Below are 20,023 nucleotides of genomic sequence, written 5' to 3'. Positions count from 1 at the left end.
TAGGGTATATGCGGTATTAGCCACTCTTTCGAGTAGTTATCCCCCGCTGCTGGGCACATTCCGATGCATTACTCACCCGTCCGCCACTCGCCGACCATCGCCGCACCCCGAAGGGATTGGTGATGTCGCTGCCGTTCGACTTGCATGTGTAAAGCATCCCGCTAGCGTTCAATCTGAGCCAGGATCAAACTCTTCAGTTTAATCTCTGTTTTTTTGTTTAACCCGTGTAAACACGAATCAAACGGAGTGTACTCAAAGAAATATCCAGTTGTTTGCACAAGGCAAAAACCTATATTTCTTTATGCGAGCACTTGATTTTAACTTGTTGGCGTACCCCCGTGAAGGGATATCGACCCACGTATTCCAAGCGCCCACACTTATTTGGCTGTTAAATTGTTAAAGAGCGTTTCGCATTAATTGCGAAGTTTTAAACTATAACCTGAATTAAAAATAAAAACAAGCAATATTTAAATTGTGATTTCTTCGCTTTGCCTTAGCAATTATTGCGAAGAAAAGTTAGTATGAAGCAGATACTGCTTCGTGTCAAGCTTTTCTTTTTAATTTTGTTTGCAGCATTTAGCCGACACAACTTATTTGAAAAGAAAACCGCTTCGTTTGCTAGAGCTCTCAAAGCAGAAATAGAACTATAGCAAGCCTAAAAAATAAAAGCAAGACTATTTTTAGTTCCAACTTAAAAACACGTGCTTTTACGCATACCTTTGCCCTGATAAAACGGCTAAGCTATAGGCAACTAGCAAATTTATTCTTTATTTATCTATTTTTTATTAGGCTCTTATGTCAGAAGACATCCTCATTAACGTTACCCCTTTTGAAACTCGTGTTGCTTTAGTTGAACAAGGCCAAACTCAAGAGCTGCACCTTGAGCGTAGTATCCAACGTGGGTATGTAGGCAATATTTATTTAGGTAAAGTTGTAAGGGTGTTGCCTGGTATGCAAAGCGCCTTTATAGATGTAGGTTTAGAAAGAGCGGCGTTTATTCATGTGGCTGATTTACGGCAAAATCGTAAGGAGCGTATAGAAGGCATCCCTATTACCCCCATAGAAAAATTACTGTTTGAAGGCCAATCACTCATAGTACAAGTGACTAAAGACCCTATAGGGACCAAAGGCGCTCGCTTATCCACCCAGATTAGTATTGCAGGCCGTATGCTCGTGTATTTACCCTATGAACCCCATATAGGCGTTTCGCAAAAAATAGAAAGTGAAGAATGTAGACTCCAACTTAAAGAGCGTGTAGAAAAACTAGCCGATATTAATGATGGTGGTTTTATTGTACGCACCCAAGCCGAGATAGCGACTGATGAGGAGCTAGAGACTGACTGTAATTATTTAAAAAAACTCTGGAATATAATATTAAAACGCCTGAAATCTCAAAGCAGCCCCTCTTTACTTTATAGTGAGCTTTATTTACATCAGCGTGTTTTACGCGATGTAGCCACAACGAACACAAATAAAATCATTGTAGACTCACGCGTTACCTATCAACAAATGGTGGAATGGGCTGAAGTTTATACGCCCGCCATGACGGAAAAAATATTTCATCACAGTGGTAGCCGTCCCCTCTTTGATACTGTTCGAGCCGAAGAAGAAATACAACGTGCCTTATCGCGGCGTGTTGATTTAAAGTCAGGAGGTTATTTAATGATAGATCAAACTGAAGCATTAACCACGGTAGACGTTAATACAGGAGGTTATGTAGGTGGTAAAAACTTCGGTGATACTATTTTTAAAACAAATCTTGAGGCCACTGTAGCTATTGCTCGTCAGTTACGTTTACGTAATCTTGGGGGCATCATTATCTTAGACTTTATTGATATGAATAATGATGAGCACAAAGCAACGGTTCTTGAAGAGTTACAAAACGCCATCAGTAAAGATCGCACTCGTATTACCGTTAGTGGTTTTAGTCAATTAGGCTTAGTGGAAATGACACGTAAACGTACGCGTGAATCGTTAAGTGACTTACTTTCTGAGCCTTGTCCGACTTGCCAGTCAAGGGGATCTGTCTTAACTGCTCGCAGTGTATGTTATGAAATATTGCGTGAGGTTTTACGTGAGGCCAGGCAATTCAATCCAAAAGAATTTCGAATCCTCGCCTCACAAGACGTTATTGATCTATTTTTAGAAGAAGAAAGTCAGCACCTAGCCCAAACGGGGGATTTCATAGGTAAACGCATTTCTTTAGAAGTGGATAGTCAATACGATCAAGAACAGTACGATATTATTCTTTTTTAGAATTTGTATTGGTATCGGGTGTCATATTCACATAAGGGTTAGGGTTGGGATTAGGCCCTATCCCCTCAGGACAGCGAGTGGGGTTGCTCAACACGTTAACTACATCTTTGACTAAATTTTTATTTGCCGCATAGTATGTATAACCTTTAATCCCTAACTTACCCGTGGCATAAGCGGTTAAATCAAGCATGACTTGATCTTTTAGTTCTGTAGAACCTACTGGCCCATATAAAACCGTTGCAAAATGAACTTGCACAGGATCTTTCTTTAACACTACATCCACATTGCACGCCTCTCTATGTATATAAAGCTGACGTTGAACGGTGGGCAAATCCATACGAATATCACTATCTACGTACAAATAAGCGGATTTGCGTAAATCAAACTCACGCAAATCACGTGAATGACCATCTGTTTGTGGAACAGCGCAGCCAGCTATTACAAACACCCCTAGTAAAGCGCTCAAGGCAATTTTCATATTTTTATTCCTCATTCTCATCATTTTCTAAATGGCTGGTTTCAAACTGCATACGATATAAACCAGCATAAATGCCACTTAAATCTAACAGCTCTTCGTGGGTACCTGACTCTGCTACCTTCCCCTCATCGAGCACAATAATACGATCGGCTTTTTGTACAGTAGATAAACGATGAGCGATGACTAAGGTACTGCGGTTTTTCATCAAGCGCTCTAATGATAACTGCACTTGGCGTTCAGATTCATTATCTAAAGCCGAAGTGGCCTCATCTAAAATTAATATGGGCGCATTTTTAATTAATGCTCTTGCAATAGCCAAGCGTTGACGTTGCCCGCCTGAAAGATGTCCCGCTTTCTCACCCACTTGAGTGTGCATACCTTCAGGCAGTGAATTAACAAAATCAACTAAATTAGCTGCTTCTAATGCCTGCCAAACCTCTTCATCATTAGCTTGAGCATAAGCACCATAGGCGACGTTATCTTTAATGCTGCCCTCAAAAAGCACCACATCTTGACTAACAAAGGAGATATTGAAACGCAGAGAATGCAGTTTGATATCAGAAACCAACATATCATCAATGTAGATGCCACCCGACTGCGGCTCTAAAAATCGAGGAAGCATATTTGCCAGCGTGGTTTTACCGCTACCTGATCTCCCTACCAAAGCCACTGTTTGCCCGGGGTCAATGGTAAAAGAAACATCATTAATGGTTAGAATCTCTTTGTCCGGATAACGATGCTTAATATTTCTAAATTCTACTTTTCCTTGAATGGGGGTTGGTAGCTGTCTAGTGCCAGTATCCTTTTCGGGCTCAAAATCCAGTAATGCAAATACACTTTCTGCTGCAGTGAGCATTTTTTGTACTGTGCCACTCATATTTGCTAAGCGACGAATAGGATCAAACAGTTGCACTAACGCAGCCATAAAAGCAGCAAAACCTCCCACCGTTAACTCTTTAGCACTCGCCTGATATAAGGCCACAGTAATAACTGCAGCAACGGCAATAGATATGAAAAACTGTGTAATAGGAGATAAAGCGGCGCTCGCACTAGCCGCACGCATGGCAAAACGACGAATTTTGGCATTAACATATTGGAAGCGACTGGCCTCATGCTCATAGCCATCGAACAGCTTAACCACTCTCTGCCCTTCTATACTTTCACCCACCACCCGCGTTAATTCCGCATTCATGTCTAAGGCGCCACGATTAATTTTACGCAAACGCCTAGAAATAATACGCGCTGCATAATAAGTCAGGGGCAACATAGTAAAAACGATAAGAGTTAACTGCCACGACATATATAGCAAAACAATAATTAGAGCGACCACCGTCAGTATTTCACGCACTAAAACAGTAATGACTTCAGTAGCTACCGTGGTCAGCGTACCCGCATCAATGGTGAATCGATTAAGCAACCTGCCGGTATCGCCTTGCTTAAAACGACTATCAGGCAAAGCTAATAAGCTGCGGAACATCTCCGTGCGCAAATTACGCAGCATGTTATTGGCCACTAGCGCCAATAAATAATTACTGGCATAAGAAGCTAAGCCCCGTATAAACATAATACCCACTACTGAAAGTGGCAATAACCAAATATAATACGGCTTGGCTCCAGTAAACCCATCATCAAGCAAGGGCTTCATAATAACGGCGAGTAAAGGCCTAGTTGCCGAAACTATACTGACCAATAACACAGCAACTACAATCCATTTCCAATAAGGAAGTAAGCGACTATATATTCGACGCCAAATTTGCGTCTCTATATCTGCCTCTATCTCTGTTTCCGCATTTAATTCAGTAGCAATAGATTTACTTTTTGGGCTTTTCAACACAGCTCTCACTTATATACTAGACTTATCAAAATACCATTAACTCTTTTAACTTTATGACCGCAATGCCAGTTCTTTATCTACGCCTACCTAACTGGTTAGGTGATGTATGCATGAGTCTCCCCGTTTTGGAAGCGTTTTTAGCACGTAATTATAGCGTAGTGGTTTGCGCTCGCCCCTGGGCTAAACCTCTATTATCGGGTTATGCATTGCAAGGCTTCATTCCAATAACAGGAAAATGGTTACATGATGCAAATGCCATTAAACAATATAAGAAAAATCACGAACCAAGCTCCACCAAGGTCACCGCACTCAGTCTACCCGATTCATTATCTAGTGCGTTTATTTTTAAGTGGGCAGGCCTTAAAACAGCTGGTTATAAAGACGATGGCCGTAGCTGCTTACTCAAGTGGCCGCTAAACAAACCAAAGCAATCTTTGCACGCTGTGGAGTCTTGGTATCATTTAGCCTATGAGTCGTCTAGAATTTGGCAAAACCCTATTGCTCCTAGAGCGCCTCGCTCTTTGCACTTAGCTGGTGTCCCAGACCCTGACCCACACAAATTTGATTTAGACAGAAGCCAAAAAAACATTTTAATAGCCCCTACTGCGGTGGGTTTGCATAAAGGAAAAATAAAAGTTTGGCCTCATTTTGAGGCGTTAACTCAAAATCTAAAACAACAAAACTACAACGTATATATGTGCCCCCCTCCTAACGAAGTAGCTGAAGCTGAATTAAATGCACCCTCAGCTACACGGTTAGCACCATTATCTCTAGCCGATTTTGCCCAATTATGTAAGACTGTAGATCTTGTGATTTGTAATGACTCTGGTGTTTCTCATTTAGCCGCAGCAGTCAATGCCGCTCAAATCACACTCATAGGTGTCACCGATGTTACACACACAGGACCTTGGTCTGATCAAGCCGAATGTTTAGGAAAAAACGGGGCGTGGCCTAGCCTTTCTACTGTTTTAAAACGTATCAATGAGCGTAGCTAACTATTTAACTCAACTCGTTATTCCCATCAACTTTGCCATAGTTTTGTTATTACTGGCAACGTTGTTAATCGTATTAAGAAAACGAAAACACGCGCTCATCATCGTACTACTGGCTAGTGCTTGGGCCTTTTTCTGGTCTTTACCCGCAGCATCTATTTGGCTAGGTGGTCATCTAGAAAACCGTTTTACTTATGAACCTTCTGCTCATACTCCTACTGCTGATGCCATTGTGGTTTTAGGCGGCCATACCGCTAATAGCCGCCAAAATTGGTTTGATGAATACGATCCTGATAAAACAAGCACCCGTATTAGCCGCGGTGCCGAGTTATATGCCGCTCAACGCGCTCCTCTTATCTTGGTGTCTGGGGCGGCTTTAGATGGTGGGACCAGTGAAGCACAAAGCATGGCACGTTATTTAAAAAATGAAGGCATACCAGAAAAGAACATTCTGATTGAAGAAGCCAGTTATACCACTAGAGAAAATGCCATATACAGCGCCCAAAAACTCAAAGAAAACCGGGTAAATCGCGTGTTACTTGTTACCTCGTCTTTACATATGGCTAGGGCTATGGCTTCTTTTCAAAAACAAGGTGTTAATGTGATAGCGGCTCCGGTTGCTCCTCAAATAACTAAACCCAATAACTCTTGGTTGGCTATTTGGCAGCCCAGTTATCAAAGCTTAAATGCGAGTCGTTCCATTATTAAAGAGTATGTGGGTCTTTTGGTTTATTGGTTACGCGGCTGGATCTAGCTCTTAGGAGGCTGGGGTTTCCAATTTGTTTTACGATTTAAAAACCAAAGTTTACTGTATCTAAAAAAGCTGCCTGCAGCGGCCACACCTGCCAAGAAAAAACCCTCCTTACCGTCTAAAAAGCCACGACGAATAATGTATATACGAACAAAAGTCCAAAATGCTTTAGCTACAATACCGGCTAAACGTATCTTTTTTCCTCGTTCATGTAACTGCAAAGCCGCCGCACTGGAATAATGATTGGTTTTATCAATTAATACTTCTAAGCTACTATACGGGTAATGCAACAAATAGCCATTTAACTCTTTAGTTTTACCGTCTACTACTACGCTTTCATGCACTGTTACATCTTTAAAATAGGCTTTATTGCGTTTAAATAAACGCACTAAACGATCCGGCCACCAGCCACTGTGTTTAATCCAACGCTCACCAAAACAAGACATACGCGCTACGCTATAAGCATCTGCATCCGCTTCGGATTGCGTTAAAACGCCTTGTATTTCTGCTGCTAAGTTTGCAGGCACACGTTCATCGGCATCTACAGAAAGCACCCAATCTTTAGTCGCCAAATTAAGGGCTTTGTTTTTCTGCTTACCAAACCCTGGCCAATGTGTGGTGTGATACACCTGAGCACCTAAACGTCTAGCAATAGCACAGGTATCATCAGTACTACCCGAGTCTAAGACAATGATTTCATCTGCAAAGGACACCGACTCCAAGCAGTCGGCAATATGCGCTTGTTCATTTTTAGTAATAATAATAACGGATAACGATGACATTAACGTAATTGCTCCAACCAGCGCTTATAGGCTTGCTCAGTTTGTTGCTGCATGGTGGTTAAAAGAAAACGGTCTGTGCCCCTTACGTGTTCATAACCTGCTTGTCCCATTTGCTGTCTTAACTCTGCATCGTCTAGGAGACGTACCAATGCCTTACGTAAAGCCACTATATCGTGCAAAGGCACCAACATCCCACTTTTGCCTTGAGCCATCATCTCTGGAATCGCTCCCACGCGTGTGCCTATTACAGGACGTTTTGCAGCGCCTGCTTGCGCTATAATCATCGCGGAATCGGCTTCATAAGGTACAAACACAAACACATCGATCTGTTTTAAATCAATTGACTCAGCCATAAAGTGTACTTGCGCTAGCACCTCTAATTGCTGAGCAAACGCCTCAAGCTGGGATTTTTGCACTCCTGTGCCTTGCACAAGCACGTGTAACTGTGGCTGCTCACGTAAAAGGGGAGCCATGGCTTGAATTAACTCTAGCGCCCCAGACCCTTTACTTAATTCAGCCACCGTAGCAATTAAAAGGCTTTTAGCATCCAGGCCTAATTTTTCACGTAGGTTACTTGATAACTTTTGCTCTGCAATAATCACTGCGTCATGGATAACAGCTAAAGTAGATGCTTTTATGCCACGCTGCAACAACTGTTTGCGCATAAACTGATTATTAGCAATAGTGCGATGGGGTATTCTATTCTGCGTTAGAGTCGATGATGGCGTTTTCACCTGATGATAGGTACGCACCACTAAAGGCACACCAGCTAAGCGAGCTGCTAGAGCTGTTAAGCCTGTGTCTGCATGCGCATTACTATTTACCACATCATAGTTCTGCTGCTTTAAGTGTTTTCGCACCTTTAACACCCGCGGTAAAATCGCTAAACCGTGAACTATAGGCTCTTCATACACCTTAAAGTTATCTGCTTTCAAGGCTAAAGCTAGGGCAGAATCTACGGTACAGTAGGCTTCTACTATATGTTCTTGCGTACGCATCGCTTGCATTAAATGGTGTATATAGCGAGCACTTTCATCATAGGAAACACCCACGTAACTATAAAGTATTTTCAAAGGCCGCATTAATAATTAATCTCCACCGCATCAGCTCCTAACCAATCTTCCATTTGCTCTAACATAGTATCAGCTAAGCGTACTCGCCATTCTTGGCCTAGTCTAAGTTGACACTCGTAAGCAGCATTCTCTAAAGCTAACTCAACTGCTACACCTGGGATTTGATTTTCAGGTTCAGCACGGAAAGGATTCAAAAACTGATACAGCTTTGTCGTATCATAATGCTCCTCTTTGAGATGCAAACGTAAACTGCGAGCCCGCGCTTCGCGTGCTAATTGCAAATCGTAAATCTCGTCCGCAGTAACACGTAAGCCACCAGAGTAATCATCAAAACTTACCTTACCTTTAACAATAATGAGCTGATCTTCTCGAAGGCGCTGTCTATTAAGTTCAAACACCTCATTAAAAATAGTGACTTCCATCTGCGAAGAACCATCATCTAAGGTAGCAATCATCATACGACCTCGGCGTGTCATACGCACACGTACACCAGACAAGACTCCGGCAAACCACTGAAAGTCTCTTGAGGGCTCCAGACTGGCTAAAGGCCGTGGTGCAAATCGCCGTACTTCATCACGCCACGCATCAAATAAATGCCCACTAAAGAAAAAACCCATAGCAGACTTTTCTTGGCGCAAACGAGTTTGCAAATCCCATTCGGGCACTTGATCAAGCTCTAACTCAATAAGCTCATCAGAACTATCATCAAACAAAGACACTTGATGCGCATTGCGAGCCACTTGATCTGCCGCCTCCATAGCACGACTTACGGTAGCCAAAAGAGCCGCACGGTTTGGGTCTATGCTATCAAACGCCCCGGCTTTAATTAATGCTTCTAAAGTACGTTTATTTAAGGTGGCTCTATCTACACGCTTACAAAAATCAAATAAACTTTTAAAGGCGCCACCGGATTCACGTGCTGCCACAATGGCATGAATCGCGGCCTCACCAGCGCCTTTAATAGCACCTAAACCATAACGAATAGTACGCGGTGGCTTGCCTTTGGCGCTATGGCTATCTTTAACCGGTATGAATCGATATTCGGAAGCATTTACATCAGGCGGTAAAACGTCCACCTTATTCGCTACTGCATCTTTCCAGAAAATTTGCATTTTTTCTGTGTCATCCATATCAGACAACATAGTGGCAGCAATAAACTCAGCGGGATGATGCGCTTTAAGCCACGCCGTGTGGTAAGCAATGAGCGCATAGGCAGCCGAGTGACTCTTGTTAAAACCATAGCCAGCGAACATTTCCATCAAATCAAACAGTTTCACGGCCAAATCGGCATCATAGCCTTTTTCTACGGCTCCTTTTTCAAAAATCTCCCGGTGCATGGCCATTTCTTCGGGTTTTTTCTTACCCATGGCACGGCGTAATAAGTCAGCGCCTCCTAATGAGTAGCCCCCAATAATTTGGGAGATAAGCATGACCTGCTCTTGATACACAATCACACCATAAGTGCTCTCAAGCACTGAGGTAAGATCAGGATGAAAATAATCCACCTCAGCACGGCCATGTTTTCTATTTACAAAATCTACCACCATGCCCGACTCCAAAGGCCCGGGTCTATATAGTGCTAGCATGGCAATAATGTCTTCAAAATTACTCGGACGTAAATTGCGTAGTAACTCCTTCATGCCGCGTGACTCCAACTGGAACACCGCGGTGGTGTTGCCATCACATAGTACTTTATACGCGTCTTTATCATCCAAACCTAAGGTGATAAGATCAAAATCTTTTTTGTCTTCATTAAACTGCTGTACGTATTTAACTGCCCAGTCCAAAATAGTAAGATTTCGTAAACCTAAGAAATCAAACTTCACTAAGCCCGCATCTTCCACATCATCTTTATCGTATTGTGAAATGACGTTCGCATCTTCACCGGGCTGCCTGTATAAAGGGCAAAAATCAATGAGTTTACCAGGCGCAATCAGTACACCCCCCGCGTGCATGCCCACGCTACGAGTCAACCCTTCTAAAGGACGTGCTAAGTCGATTAAAGACTGCACTTCCTCGTCATTTTCATAGCGCTCTTTAAACGCTGGCTCTTCGGCTAAGGCACGTTTTAAACTCCACGGGTCTGCCGGACTAAAAGGAATCAGCTTTGACAGGCCATCACAGAGACCATAAGGCAACTCTAAGACACGCCCCACATCACGAATTACCGCCTTAGCGCCTAAGGTACCAAACGTTGCAATCTGACTCACAGCATCACGCCCATAGCGCTCTTTGACATAGTCAATCACTCGCTCGCGGTTATCTTGACAGAAATCAATATCAAAGTCAGGCATAGAGACGCGTTCGGGGTTGAGAAAACGCTCAAAAAGTAAGTCATAACGCAAGGGATCTAAATCCGTAATGCCCATGCTATAAGCCACCAAAGAACCAGCACCAGAGCCTCGCCCCGGCCCCACTGGCACCCCATTCGCCTTACCCCAATTGATGAAATCCGCAACAATAAGGAAATATCCCGGAAACCCCATGTCAATAATGGTTTGGCATTCCCAACGCAAACGTTTCAAATAAGTAGGACGATGCGTATCCCGCTCAGCTTCTGTGTTGTACAACTGCGTTAGGCGCACTTCTAGACCGTCTTCGGCTTCTTTAATTAAATAATCACCTAGACTCATGCCTTCAGGGGTAGGAAAATCCGGTAAATGCGGCACCCCCAATTTAAGCTCCACGTTACAACGCTTTGCAATTTCTACCGTATTAATTAATGCCGAAGGAATATCGGCAAAGCGCTGCTGCATATATTCTGAATTAACAAAATACTGTTCAGGAGTAAATTTACGTGTTCGACGCGGATTCGCTAACTGCTCCCCTTCTGCAATACACACACGCACTTCATGAGCTCGGAAATCTTCGGGCTCAGCAAATTGAATAGGGTGAGTAGCTACCACAGGTAAGGTCAAATCACCCGCTAAAGATATTGCCGCTTGTATATAACGCTCTTCATCGACAAAACCTGCGCGCTGCAACTCTACATAATAACGATTTGGGTAATGCTCCTGCCACTGCTGTGCCCATTTCCAAGCTTGCTCTACATTGCCTGATAATAACGCTTGCCCTACGTCACCTTGGTGCGCTCCCGATAATAAAATCAAGCCGCTTTGATTAAAGAGCCATTCACGCTTTACCTCACCGCGACCTTTGTATTGATTCGTCAGCCAGGCTTTAGTCAGCAACTCACACAATGCCAAATAGCCTTCCATATTCATGGCAAGCACTGCCACTTTAAACGGTTTATCTCTATCTATTTCATTTTCCAAATACAGATCACTGCCTGCAATGGCTTTAATTCCTTGCTTACGAGCTGCTTTATAAAATTTAATTAATCCAAACAAATTAGCTAAATCAGTAATAGCTAAAGCCGGTTGACCGTATTCTTTGGCTTTGGCCACCATAGTAGGAATGCGTGTAATCCCATCTACCACTGAGAACTCAGAGTGACTGCGTAGGTGCACAAAAGCAGGGGTTGGATGGGAGGTTGTAGATATAGTCATAAAAATTAAATTACCTTAACGCTGCAAAGCATGCCAAGCACGCTCTACTCGCTTAACAGAAATGGGCATTGGCGTACGGAGTTCTTGAGCAAATAAAGAAACCCGTAATTCTTCTAGCATCCACATAAAGCGATCTAGCTGAGGATCTTCCGCTCCTTTAAGTGTTACCCGTGCTCGCAAATACTTACTCTGCCAAGGTAACACCTCCCCCATCAATCGTTGATCTCGTGCCGGATCAGCACGCAGTTTATCTATGCGTGTTTGTGCTGCTTTTAAATAGCGCGGGTAATGCTGTAATTGTTGTGAGTCCGTATCGCGAATAAACCATTTATGCATTAAACGACTTTGTTGGGATTGTAAATCTTCATAAGCATGTTGATGCGATTTAATGGTAGGCAATTTACGCATAAGCTCTGACCACGCTTGCAAAATAAGGGCTGCTTGTTTAGACACTTCTTGAGCAATTAAACCAAAGCGATTACGCGCCGCATCCACACGCTGCTTAAACTCGTTTTCATTGGTAGGCCAAGGTTCCATTAAACAGGATTGGTCGATAGCCGCATCGATTATTTGGGTTTTCAACTCGTCTTGAGTACCTAAATTCATATATAACAAAGCGGTACGAGTAAGGTCCTTAAGATTTTTCTCTTGAAATTTCACGGCATCACGTAATGCTAATCTGAATAATCTACGTAATCCTATTTTATGCGTACGCTTCGCTACCGCAGGATCATCAAATACGTCTAGTTCACAATACTCACTCTGATCAACTAGAGCTGGATAACCTACTACCGCTTGCCCACCGCGTCTTATCTCCAGTATTTCAGGTAGCTCACCAAAACTCCACGTGGTAATTTTGTCGTGAGCTAGGGCTTTAGCTACGCTTTTATCTTTAACAGCCACTTCTTGAAAAGAGGCTTGAGCGGCTTGCCCATGCTCTGCCTTCAACTGATCTATATTACGCCCCCCGGACAGCATACGACCTTGATCATCAATAACTTTAAAATTCATTAATAAATGAGGTGGTAAATTTTCCGGCTTAAAATCTGAGGCTTCTATACGTACCCGTTTTTGCTGCCATATATCGTCAATCAAGGCTTGCGTTAAGCTTTTAACTGGTTTGTGCGCTTGTTCAAACCAACGCTTATGAAAGCTTTCTGCATAATCAGGCACCGGCACACACGCTCTACGTAATCGTTGCGGCAACGAACGTAATAAATGCTGCACCTTCTCTTTAAGCATGCCCGGCACTAGCCATTCCGCACGTTCATTATCAATTTGGTTTAAATGAAATAAAGGCACAGTCACCGTAAGCCCATCACGCACGGAGCCGGGTTCAAAATGGTAATCCGCTTTTAGCTTGACCCCTTTCCACTCAATTTGACGGGGGAATACGTCTGTGGTCACCCCTGCGGCCTCGTGCTGCATCAGCTGATCACGATCTAGGAGCAATTGCTCGGCTTTTTCTTTAGGCAGTTTTTTATACCAACGCTCCAAAGTGGCAGTCTGAAACACATCTGCGGGAATCAATTGATCATAAAAAGCATAGATCAATGCATCATCAATTAATATATCGGGCCGGCGCGTTTGATGCTCAAGCTTTTCTACCGCATGTATTTGCTGATCATTGTGTTTAATGAATGGCAGATTCGACTGCACTTCCCCTGCAACTAGGCCATCACGTATAAATACTTCCCGTGCTTCTACGGGATTAATACGACCAAAATGAATACGTCTACCACTATAAATAGTGAGACCATACAGGGTGGCTCTTTCATTAGCTACTACACGCCCGGCTCGTTTTTCCCAGCGTGGCTCTGACCACGTTTTTTTCAATAAATGACTACCCACGCGCTCTACCCAAACAGGATCTATACGCGCTAAGCAACGGGCGTAAAGACGGGTGGTTTCTACTAATTCAGCCGCTAATACCCAGCGCCCGGCTTTTTTCCCTAGAGTAGATCCTGGGTGCATATAAAAGCGAATGTCGCGGGTACCCTGATAAGCATGCGACTCCTCAGACTTATGACCAATATTACTGATAAGTCCGGTTAATAAACACACATGTATTTGCTCATACGTGGCTTCTTTTTCATTAAAGCGCCATCCTTGCTCACGAATCAAAGTTTGTAACTGCTTGTGAACCTCACGCCACTCTCTAAAACGCATGGGTGATAAAAATCGCTCACGTAATAGGCTTGCTAATTTGCGATGCGACAAGCGACTTTTCACTTGTTCTGCATACCACTGCCACATTTTAATAAAGGATAAAAACTCTGACTGTGGTTCCACAAACATTTGGTGCGCCCGCTCCGCATTGTCACGCTGCTCTAAAGGACGCTCTCGTGGATCTTGAATGGATAAGGCCGACGCAATAACTAGCATCTCACTTAGGCAATGCTGATCTTTAGCCGCCAGAATCATGCGAGCAATACGCGGGTCCAAGGGCAGCCTAGATATTTCTTTACCTATTTTTGTGAGATTGCGGGCCTCATTCAAGGCGCCAATTTCTTGTAATAACTGATATCCATCTGCAATGGCGCGCCCAGAAGGCGCATCCACAAAGGGAAAGGTCTCTACTTCATTTAAACGCAATGCCTTCATGCGTAAAATAACGGCAGCTAAGGAAGAACGTAGTATTTCTGGATCAGTAAATTCAGCACGCTGATTAAAATCCTCTTCCTCATACAAACGTATGCACACCCCCGACGCCACACGCCCACAACGCCCAGCACGCTGATTAGCCGATGCTTGGCTAATGGGCTCAATGCGCAACTGTTCTACCTTATTACGCAAGGAGTAACGTTTAATACGCGCTAATCCACTGTCAATCACATAACGTATGCCCGGTACCGTTAAAGACGTTTCAGCCACGTTTGTGGCTAAAACAATACGGCGCGCATTGCCTTGTGGTTTAAAAATACGGGATTGATCGGCATGATTAAGACGCGCATATAAAGGTAGAATTTCAGTTCCTATCAATTCGGCTTTACGTAAGGCATCGGCCGCTTCGCGAATTTCTCTTTCTCCCGGTAAAAAAACTAGAATATCCCCTCTACCAATGCGCTCACACTCTTGAACAGCATCTATAATGCCATCATTTAAATCACGCTCAGAAATATCCTCTTTTTGCTTTGCCTCTTTATCTGTTTTTTCCGTTAAAATAGGTCTATAACGAATTTCCACAGCATATAAACGGCCAGACACCTCAATAACAGGTGCTGGCTTACCGTTTGTCTTGAAATGTTCTGCAAACTGTTCAGCGTCAATGGTAGCCGAAGTAATAATGACTTTTAAATCAGGGCGTTTATCAAGTAGTTGGCGTAAAAACCCGAGCAAAAAATCAATATTAAGACTGCGTTCGTGGGCTTCATCAATAATAATGGTGTCGTAACGTCTTAATAACGGGTCACGTTGAGACTCAGCAAGTAAAATGCCATCCGTCATGAGTTTAATGGCAGAGCGCGGACTGGTTTTATCAGTAAATCGAATTTGATATCCTACCCAATCGCCAATTTCAGTCTGTAACTCTTCAGCAATACGGTTTGCCACCGAAGTAGCAGCAATACGGCGCGGCTGCGTATGGCCAATCATTTTTTTACGCCCCCGCCCTAACTCTAAACAAATTTTAGGTAATTGCGTGGTTTTACCTGAGCCCGTTTCACCGCTTACAATAACAACTTGGTTGTTTTTAATGGCAGCAGCAATGTCGTCACGCCGTGCGCTGACGGGCAAATCTTCCGGATAGCTTATGGCAGGAAAGGAGGGGGCAATGGGTGTTGCTGTTGCTATAGTCTGTTCAGTATTTTTTTGCATGAAACTCGTTATATCGTAATCCGTGATCTATTCACATTATAGTTTGCTTAATCTTTTGTTCATCTTATTTGTACTATCCCTATGAGCCAATCTGATCTAGATACTTTTTCCGCCCTTGATGCGCCTGAATTTGCACCCGCCCAATTTGTACGCTGGTTTAGAGAGGTGGCCCCCTATGTACATCGATTTAGAGGTAAAACCTTTGTTATAGGTTTTGGTGGCGAGCTGGTTAGAGACGATATGCTCAATACGCTAATCCCTGACTTATCGTTAATGTCAGCTTTAGGGATTAAGCTAGTGTTAGTACATGGATCCAGACCCCAAGTGAACGAGCAATTGCGCGTTAAAGGCCATAATCTTTCATTTGGCCGCAGAAATGAGCCTACTACGGCCGCTGCTTTAGAATGCGCCAAAGAAGCCGCTGGCGAAATACGACTGGACATAGAGGCCGCCTTTAGCCAAGGTTTACCTAATACCCCCATGTCTAATGCTCAAATTCGTGTTATTTCAGGTAACTTTATCACCGCACGCCCCATGGGAGTCATTGATGGAGTAGATTACATACATGCTGGCGCCGTGCGTAAAATTGACACCCACTCCATCTTACAATCATTAGAACATGAAGCCATTGTACTGCTATCACCGCTGGGGTTTTCCCCCACCGGTGACGCGTTTAATATGGAAATGGAAGAGCTGGCTCAAAAAACGGCCATTGCCATACGCGCTGAAAAACTCATTTACTTAACCCCCAATGCCATTGCCACTCAAGATGGTAGAGAAGAAATTGCAGGTGAACTAGCGCGTATAGAAGCAGACAGATTGCTTGCAGCAGGTAAACTCAACGAAGACTCCACTATGTTTTTAGAGTCAGCCTCCAAAGCCGTAAAAGGAGGCGTTCCTCGCGCGCACCTTGTTCCCTACCCCTTAGATGGTAGTATTTTACTTGAAATATTTACCCATGACGGCGTGGGCACCATGGTGGTAGAAGACAAACTCGATGACCTACGCACAGCCACTCTTGATGATGTGGGGGCTATACTACAGCTCATTGAACCTTTAGAGGCAGATGGCACCTTAGTGGCTCGGGGTCATGCGGTGGTAGAGCGTGAAGTAGAACGTTTTACTGTCTTAGAACACGATGGTTTTATTTACGGTTGTGTGTCTATTACGCCTTATCTGAGTCAAGGCATGGTAGAAATGGCATGCTTAATTGTACACCCCGAATGGCAAGGCGAAGGCGAAGGCGAATTATTACTACGTCATGCTGAAAGCCGAGCCCGCACCTTAGGTGCTAGCAGTCTATTTGTACTTACCACTCGTACCTCACACTGGTTTATTAAAAATGGCTTTGTGCAAGGCACGGTAGAAGATTTACCTCAAGAAAAGCAGGCTCAATACAACCGTTCACGCAATAGTTTGGTGTTTATAAAAAAATTGAAACCAGCGAATCTGAAACTATAAGCCTTAAGCTTTGCGATGACTTGATAGAATCAAAAGCGGCTTCCTATTACAATCAGACAGTAATTCATTTTTTTAAAGGTGTGATATGTCCAGAATGGTGCAATGCGTCAAATTAAATAAAGAACTGGAAGGTTTAGATTTTCCACCGTATCCGGGAGATATTGGTGCCAAAATTTGGCAATCCATTTCAAAAGAAGCCTGGGCTAATTGGGTGGCGATTCAAACTCGTATTGTGAATGAAAATCACTTGAATTTAGCCGATGCACGCGCCCGCAAATACTTAACAGAACAAATGCAACGTTATTTATTTGAAGATGCTGATGTAGAAGCTCAAGGTTATGTACCCCCGGCTGATTAAGCAAACACATACAAAAAAATCTGGCATAACGATTAATTTATGCCAGATTTTTTATTGTGCTTTGATTACGCAAGTAGCCATCAATATAGCCATTAATTTTTACTCATCAAAATTAACATCTCTACCTAAAGCTGTACGTACTGTATGTTTCATCCCCATATGGCGCACATCATCACCTAATACTAAGTAGATAACACGTTCAGCCATATTTTTAGCGTGATCACCCATACGCTCTAGCGCTCTAGCAATAAAAATCAAATCAATAGAACGCGAAATGGTGCGCGGATCCTCAATCATGTAGGTAATGATATGACGTAATGAACCTTTCCATTCTTTGTCTACATCCTTGTCTTTACGCACCACATCAGCAGCCAACACCATGTCTTTACGTGCAAAGGCATCTAAAGAGAGATGAATCATGCTAACTACCGAATTACTCATATGACGCAGCTCAACTACTGGCTCGTAACCCGTATCGGCTTCATATAACCGGCGTGCCATCTTGGCAATGCGTTCAGCTTCATCACCACAGCGCTCTAAGTCAGTAAGCATTTTTGAAATGGAAAGCAACATGCGTAAATCAATAGCGGTAGGCTGATTGCGCGCAATAATATAGGTAATGCGCTCATCAATTTCCACCTCTAAACTATTTACCTCTTTTTCACGTTCGCGCACAATATCCACTAAGCTTAAATCACCAGTAAATAGCGCTTCCATGGCTTGCTCAACCATGGACTCGACCACGCCGCCCATTTGTAAAAACAAAGAACGAGTGGCCTCTAACTCGGTATGAAATTGTTTGTTTGTATGCTCAATCATAAGAACCCCTTAATAAGTATAGAAAATTATACCCAGCTTCTATGACATTGTTATGACACCGTTTTGGGTTGCCACTAAAGCTACAGTAGCTCCTGACAGAGCAAAAAGACCGCAACATACCACACCAGGAATATCGTTAATTTCAGACTCAAACTTGGCGGGGTCGGTGATCTTTAAACGTTCTACATCTAAAATGTGATTTCCGTTATCGGTTACAAAACCTTCACGCCACTCAACAATACCACCCAACTGCGCCAGACGACGGCTTACCGCCTCACGCGCCATGGGGATAACTTCTACAGGTAAAGGGAATTTACCCAACTGTTGTACGGCTTTGCTTTCATCAACTAAACATAAGAAATGACGCGCTACAGAAGCCACAATTTTCTCTCGCGTTAAGGCTCCACCCCCACCTTTAAGCATATGACGCTGCTTGTCAATTTCATCCGCACCATCAATATACCACTCCATTTTTTTCACATCATTTAAGTCTAATACTTCTATACCGTGACGTTGCAGGCGCTCTGTAGAGCGTTCGGAGCTGGAAACCACTGCTTTAAATAAGTCTTTATGTTCAGCTAAAGCATCAATAAACAGATCTATAGTGGAGCCGGTGCCTATACCTACTATGCTGTCTTCGGAAATTCTAGGCACAATAAAGTTAATAGCGGCTTCTACAACTTGGTGTTTTAGTTCATCTTGTGAGTACATGATTATCTTTACTTAATTGTTTATTTGTTTAACTGTTTATTTTTGAAAACGGGCAGCAAAAGCATCCGGCTTGAAACCTACAGAAACGCTGTGTTCATCAACCGCCACCGGCCTACGTACTAAAGTAGGAAACTCAGCAATTAGTTGTACCCATTCCTCATCCGTATCTGCTGCTTTCTGCTCTTCGGTCAGATTACGCCAGCTTGGCGAAGCCCTATTAACCAGCTTAGCCCAGCCCCCTACTTGTTCAGCCCACTGCGGCAATAATACCGGATCTATAGGGTGATCTCTGTAATCAATAAAAGTATAAGCTACCTCTTGGTCATCAAGCCATTTGGTCGCTTTTTTACACGTGCTGCAGTTTTTTAATCCGTAAATTTTTACCATATTATTTATCTCTTTGAAGACGACTAGCCACAATAACCACTAAGCCCACACCAAAAATAAATAGGGTAGCTAAAGCATTAATTTCAGGTTTTAACCCTAAACGCACGCGTGAAAACACTTCCACCGGTAAAGTGGTATAACCTGGGCCAGACAAAAACGAAGCGATCACCACATCATCCAAAGACAGTGTAAAAGCTAAAAGCCAAGCTGCCATTAACGCCGGGGCTATTAAAGGCAAGGTAATACTAAAGAACACCTTAAGTGGCGTCGCTCCCAAATCTAAAGCGGCCTCTTCGTAAGATTTATCAAAATCACGAATACGTGCTTGTATGACTACCGCCACATACGCCACACACAGCACTACGTGCCCCACCCAAATAGTAAATACGCCATTGCCATCAGGCCAGCCTAAAAGCTTAGACATTTCCACAAACATCAGCAGCAGTGAAATACCTAAGACCACTTCAGGAATAACCAACGGCGCGCTTAACATACCCACATAAAGGGTAAAACCTTTAAACTTACCCATGCGCGACAATACATACGCTGCCCACGTACCAATAGCGACTGAGGCAGTAGCAGTGATAAAGGCAATAAAAAACGACAGTTTTGCTGCATTTAATAAAGCCTGATCTGCAAATAAAGACTGATACCAACGCAAAGAAAAACCCGACCATGAAGTCATGATGGCAGAATCATTAAATGAAAACACCACCAAAAACACAATGGGTAAATATAAAAAGCCAAAGCCTATAAATAAACTCAAAGCCCGCAAATAAGGATTTGCTTTCATCAT

15 protein-coding genes and 1 rRNA gene are annotated in these 20,023 nt (G+C 43.3%); 5 read left to right on the top strand and 11 right to left on the bottom strand.

Features of this window, described 5'->3' with window-relative positions; all coding sequences use genetic code 11:
* A 16S ribosomal RNA gene (locus AC2UZJ_RS11065) occupies positions 1-200 on the bottom strand; the annotation flags it as partial.
* Between the two features lie 595 nt (positions 201-795).
* On the opposite strand from AC2UZJ_RS11065, the gene rng reads away from it, so the two are divergent.
* Positions 796-2,256 (top strand): ribonuclease G, encoded by a 1,461-nt coding sequence (gene rng / locus AC2UZJ_RS11060; protein ID WP_486950213.1) that lies wholly within the window; start codon positions 796-798, stop codon positions 2,254-2,256.
* On the opposite strand, the gene AC2UZJ_RS11055 is transcribed toward rng, so the two are convergent.
* Positions 2,243-2,734 (bottom strand): hypothetical protein, encoded by a 492-nt coding sequence (locus AC2UZJ_RS11055; protein WP_486950212.1) that lies wholly within the window; start codon positions 2,732-2,734, stop codon positions 2,243-2,245. The two genes, rng and AC2UZJ_RS11055, sit on opposite strands and share 14 nt — an antisense overlap.
* Positions 2,735-2,738: 4 nt before the next feature.
* Positions 2,739-4,541, bottom strand: coding sequence for a lipid A export permease/ATP-binding protein MsbA (gene msbA, locus AC2UZJ_RS11050; RefSeq protein WP_486950216.1), 1,803 nt, complete (start codon positions 4,539-4,541; stop codon positions 2,739-2,741).
* An 80-nt stretch (positions 4,542-4,621) separates the two neighbouring features.
* Here msbA and AC2UZJ_RS11045 point away from each other — a divergent pair, with 80 nt between their 5' ends.
* Positions 4,622-5,563 (top strand): glycosyltransferase family 9 protein, encoded by a 942-nt coding sequence (locus AC2UZJ_RS11045; protein ID WP_486950211.1) that lies wholly within the window; start codon positions 4,622-4,624, stop codon positions 5,561-5,563.
* Positions 5,550-6,314, top strand: coding sequence for a YdcF family protein (locus AC2UZJ_RS11040; protein WP_486950210.1), 765 nt, complete (start codon positions 5,550-5,552; stop codon positions 6,312-6,314). The genes AC2UZJ_RS11045 and AC2UZJ_RS11040 overlap by 14 nt, the downstream gene beginning before the upstream one ends.
* Here AC2UZJ_RS11040 and AC2UZJ_RS11035 read toward each other — a convergent pair.
* From AC2UZJ_RS11035 to hrpA, 4 genes are read right to left on the bottom strand one after another with little or no spacing between them, the layout of a single operon-like run.
* Positions 6,311-7,093, bottom strand: coding sequence for a glycosyltransferase family 2 protein (locus AC2UZJ_RS11035; protein ID WP_486950209.1), 783 nt, complete (start codon positions 7,091-7,093; stop codon positions 6,311-6,313). The genes AC2UZJ_RS11040 and AC2UZJ_RS11035 overlap by 4 nt on opposite strands.
* Positions 7,093-8,166 carry a glycosyltransferase family 4 protein gene (locus tag AC2UZJ_RS11030; RefSeq protein WP_486950208.1) on the bottom strand — a complete coding sequence of 358 codons (1,074 nt, stop codon included), beginning with the start codon at positions 8,164-8,166 and terminating at the stop codon, positions 7,093-7,095. Before AC2UZJ_RS11030 ends, AC2UZJ_RS11035 begins: the two co-directional genes overlap by 1 nt.
* An 8-nt stretch (positions 8,167-8,174) precedes the next feature.
* Positions 8,175-11,669: a DNA polymerase III subunit alpha gene (dnaE, locus tag AC2UZJ_RS11025; RefSeq protein ID WP_486950215.1), complete on the bottom strand. Its 3,495-nt coding sequence runs from the start codon at positions 11,667-11,669 to the stop codon at positions 8,175-8,177.
* A gap of 21 nt (positions 11,670-11,690) precedes the next feature.
* Positions 11,691-15,491, bottom strand: a complete 3,801-nt coding sequence (gene hrpA / locus AC2UZJ_RS11020; protein ID WP_486950207.1) for an ATP-dependent RNA helicase HrpA — start codon at positions 15,489-15,491, stop codon at positions 11,691-11,693.
* A gap of 81 nt (positions 15,492-15,572) precedes the next feature.
* Here hrpA and argA point away from each other — a divergent pair, with 81 nt between their 5' ends.
* Positions 15,573-16,952, top strand: a complete 1,380-nt coding sequence (gene argA, locus AC2UZJ_RS11015) for an amino-acid N-acetyltransferase (protein WP_486950206.1) — start codon at positions 15,573-15,575, stop codon at positions 16,950-16,952.
* 85 nt (positions 16,953-17,037) lie between these two features.
* Positions 17,038-17,310 carry an oxidative damage protection protein gene (locus AC2UZJ_RS11010; protein WP_486950205.1) on the top strand — a complete coding sequence of 91 codons (273 nt, stop codon included), beginning with the start codon at positions 17,038-17,040 and terminating at the stop codon, positions 17,308-17,310.
* Positions 17,311-17,409: 99 nt separating this feature from the next.
* Here AC2UZJ_RS11010 and phoU read toward each other — a convergent pair whose 3' ends face one another.
* Genes phoU through AC2UZJ_RS10990 form a run of 4 tightly spaced genes read right to left on the bottom strand, consistent with a single transcriptional unit; the run spans position 17,410 to position 20,023 of the window.
* Entirely contained in the window at positions 17,410-18,129 is a 720-nt protein-coding gene (gene phoU, locus AC2UZJ_RS11005) for a phosphate signaling complex protein PhoU (protein ID WP_486950204.1), read from the bottom strand.
* Between the two features lie 39 nt (positions 18,130-18,168).
* On the bottom strand, positions 18,169-18,840 hold the full coding sequence (rpiA, locus tag AC2UZJ_RS11000) for a ribose-5-phosphate isomerase RpiA (RefSeq protein WP_486950203.1): 672 nt from the start codon (positions 18,838-18,840) through the stop codon (positions 18,169-18,171).
* A gap of 36 nt (positions 18,841-18,876) precedes the next feature.
* A complete protein-coding gene (locus AC2UZJ_RS10995; protein ID WP_486950202.1) occupies positions 18,877-19,227 on the bottom strand; it encodes a Spx/MgsR family RNA polymerase-binding regulatory protein in 351 nt (116 codons plus the stop codon).
* Position 19,228: 1 nt separating this feature from the next.
* The gene (locus AC2UZJ_RS10990; protein WP_486950201.1) at positions 19,229-20,023 is read right to left on the bottom strand and encodes an ABC transporter permease subunit; all 795 of its coding nucleotides are present in this window, start codon (positions 20,021-20,023) and stop codon (positions 19,229-19,231) included.

This window comes from Paenalcaligenes sp. DL 309 (assembly GCF_057475285.1).
This window is presented reverse-complemented; position numbering and strand designations above follow the sequence as displayed.